3 protein-coding genes and 1 pseudogene are annotated in these 2,903 nt (G+C 66.4%); all 4 read right to left on the bottom strand.

The genetic code is table 11. The features are described from left to right. Positions 1-240: pseudogene (locus EN991_RS30500) on the bottom strand (aliphatic sulfonates ABC transporter substrate-binding protein); the annotation flags it as partial. Positions 241-258: 18 nt separating this feature from the next. After that, the gene (locus EN991_RS30495) at positions 259-1,017 is read right to left on the bottom strand and encodes an ABC transporter ATP-binding protein (protein WP_127370138.1); all 759 of its coding nucleotides are present in this window, start codon (positions 1,015-1,017) and stop codon (positions 259-261) included. Continuing rightward, positions 1,017-1,820: an ABC transporter permease gene (locus tag EN991_RS30490; protein WP_084015832.1), complete on the bottom strand. Its 804-nt coding sequence runs from the start codon at positions 1,818-1,820 to the stop codon at positions 1,017-1,019. Before EN991_RS30490 ends, EN991_RS30495 begins: the two co-directional genes overlap by 1 nt. Then, positions 1,817-2,903, bottom strand: a 1,087-nt coding sequence (locus EN991_RS30485) for an ROK family protein (protein ID WP_245461118.1), incomplete at its 5' end; no start/stop codon positions are given. The genes EN991_RS30490 and EN991_RS30485, both read right to left, overlap by 4 nt.

Here is a 2,903-nt window from a genome sequence, read left to right as displayed (position 1 = left end):
GGCGCGCAGGGCCTGGACCTGGATGGGGCCGTTGGTGAAGACCTTGATATCGGCATCGACGCCGTGCTTGGCATAGAAGCCCTGGTCGGCCGCGACGCCGGCCACGCTGGCGCCCCAGAAGTCGCCGTTGTAGCCGATGCGTGCCGCCGTTCCCGCCGCTCCGGCAGGGATGCCAGAGGCAGCGAACGCGGCAAGTGCCGCCGATGATGCGATGAGGTTACGTCTTGTCAGTGTCACCATACTCTCCTCCTGTCACTGTTACTGGTGGTAAACGGCTTGCCAGACGCGGTTGCGGATGCTCATGAACTCCGCCGAAAGCCGGATTTCCTCGGTTCTTGGGTAAGGCAGGCCGACTTCGATGATCTCCTGCAGCCTGCCGGGCCGCGCCGCCATGACGATGACGCGGTTGGCGAGGTAGACCGCCTCGTCGACATCGTGGGTGATGAACATCACGGTGCGCCGCTCCCGGCTCCAGGTGTCGAGCAACTGGTCCTGGAGCTGCACGCGGGTCAGTGCGTCGAGCGCCCCGAAGGGCTCGTCCATCAAAAGGATCGAGGGATCGACCGCATAGGCCCGGGCGATCGCGCAACGCTGCTTCATGCCGCCCGAAAGCGTCTTCGGCAGCGCGTCGGCGAAGTCGCCAAGGCCGACGAGATCGATGAAACGCTCGGCGATCTGCCGGCGGCGCGAAGCTTCCTCGCCCTTGATGCGCAGCCCGAACTCGACGTTCTGGCGTACGGTGAGCCAGGGAAACAGCGCGTATTGCTGGAAGATCATGCCGCGCTCCGGACCCGGCCCCTCGACCGCCTTGCCATCGACCAGCACGGTGCCCTCGCTCGGCTTCAGCAGGCCGGCCGCGATGTTGAGCGCGGTCGACTTACCGCAGCCGGACGGACCGACGACGGTGACGAATTCGCCGTCGGCGATGTCGAGCGACAGCCGGTCAAGCGCGACGAAGGCATTGTCCTTGAGGTCGAACCGGCGCGTGACCTTGTCGAAGACGATCTTGGGCGGCATCACACGCGCTCCTGCCAGACGGTCAGCCGGCGCTCGATCACCAAAAGGATGCGATCCATGGCAAGGCCGAGAAGGCCGATGGTGATCAGGCTGACGAAGATGGTCGGCAGGTCGTAGTAGAGTTGCGCCTGCTGCATGCGGAAACCGAGGCCGGTCTGCGCGGCGATCAGTTCGGCGGCCACCAGCGTCGCCCAGGCCGAGCCGAGGCCGATGCGCACGCCGACCAGGATGAACGGCGTCGATGCGGGAATGATGACGCGCAGGAAGATGGTCATGTCCTTGGCGCCGAGCACGCGCGCGGCGTTGATCATCGTCTTGTCGACGCTGATGACGCCCTGATAGGTGGCGACGACGCTGGCCAGGAAGGAGGCCAGGAAGATGACGAAGACCTTTGGCGTCTCGTCGATGCCCATCGTTACGATCGCCAGCGGAATGATGGCCAGCGGTGGGATCATGCGGAAGAACTGCAGATACGGCTCGATAAGCGAGCGCGCGACCTTGTACCAGCCCATGACGAAGCCGACCGGGATCGCCAGGATGACGCCGAGGAGAAAGCCGGTCATCACCCGAGCCAGGCTCGACGTGATGTCGGTGGCGAGCTGCCCGTTTGCGATCAGATCGATAAACCTGGACGCAACCTGTGGCGGTGGCGGCAGGCCCACCGCGCCGCCCGCCGTCAGCACCCACCAGATGGCGATGCCGGCGACGAGACCGCAGAGATTGAGCGCGAGACCGCGATAGTCGATACCCCGATCCTCGTTCGAGCCGCCGCCGGAGCGTGTCGTCTTCGACGCTTCGCTCATCGCGACACCCCCGAATAGAAAAAATGGTCGAGCGCCGCCGCAGCAGCACCGATGGCGCCGGCACCTGGGCCAAGGCTCGACCGCTCGACCCGCAGCACGTCGCGCATCGGCGGCAGGACGCGTGGCGGAACGCCCCGCCTTATATGATCGATGAAGCTTTCCGGGGCTTCGGCCAGGTGACCGCCAAAGACGATCAGATCGGGATTGAGCAAATTGGTCGCCGTCGCTATGGCCGTCGTCAGATGCCGGAGCGCCGCGTTCCAGACGTCGGGGTATTTCTCCACCGCGGCCAGCAGGCGCCTGGGATGAGGCGTGTCGATATGGGCGGCGCGGGCCAGCGCGCGTTCGGACAGGAATGTCTCCAGGCAGCCCGCATTGCCGCAGGCGCAACGCTCGCCATCCTCGACCACCTGGACATGGCCGAGCTCGACGGCCCCGTAGCCGCCGGGACGGAACGGCATGCCGTTGATCACCAGGCCGGCGCCGAGGCCGGTGCGCAGATAGATGTAGAGCAGCGCGGTCGTGTCGCGCCCGATGCCGTAGCGCGATTCCGCCAGCGCCATCGCGCTGACATTGTGCTCGACCACCACCGGCATACGCAGCGCCGTTTCGAGTTCGTCGGCGAACGGCACGTCCTTCCAGTCGTAATTGACCGACTGCAGGTTGCGGCGGCGCTTGGTGTCCACCGGTCCCGGCACGCCGAGCCCCAGGCCGATCAGGCGCGAACGGTCGACGCCGGTCTTCTTGATCAATTGCTCGACGATCCGCACCACCATGCCGATCACCGCGGCGGGTTCGCTGGTGGCGGTGTCGAAATGCTGCGAGGCCATGGCTTTCGAGGCGGCCCTGAGGTCGGTGATGGTCGCGTCGATCGTTCCCGCGCCAATGTGCACGCCAACCACGGACAGGGCGTCGGGCACCAGCGCGACGCCGATCGCCGGCCGGCCGACGGGTGCATCGCCGGCAGTGGCCTGGTTGAGCTCGACCACGGTGCCTTCCCGCAGGAGATGGGCCGTCAGATGGGTCAGGGCGGTGGGCGACAGCGAGGTGCGCCGCGCCAGTTCGGCGCGCGACTGCGGACCG

Source organism: Mesorhizobium sp. M7A.F.Ca.US.005.03.2.1 (genome assembly GCF_003997795.1).
Lineage (GTDB): Bacteria > Pseudomonadota > Alphaproteobacteria > Rhizobiales > Rhizobiaceae > Mesorhizobium > Mesorhizobium ciceri.
The sequence above is the reverse complement of the archived record's forward strand: the minus strand, read 5'-3'. Positions and strand labels throughout refer to the sequence as shown.

Excerpts from the sequence above, each read along its gene's own strand:
- EN991_RS30495 (WP_127370138.1), bottom strand. The coding sequence starts at position 1,017 with ATGCCGCCCAAGATCGTCTTCGACAAGGTCACGCGCCGGTTCGACCTC.
- EN991_RS30490 (WP_084015832.1), bottom strand. The coding sequence starts at position 1,820 with ATGAGCGAAGCGTCGAAGACGACACGCTCCGGCGGCGGCTCGAACGAG.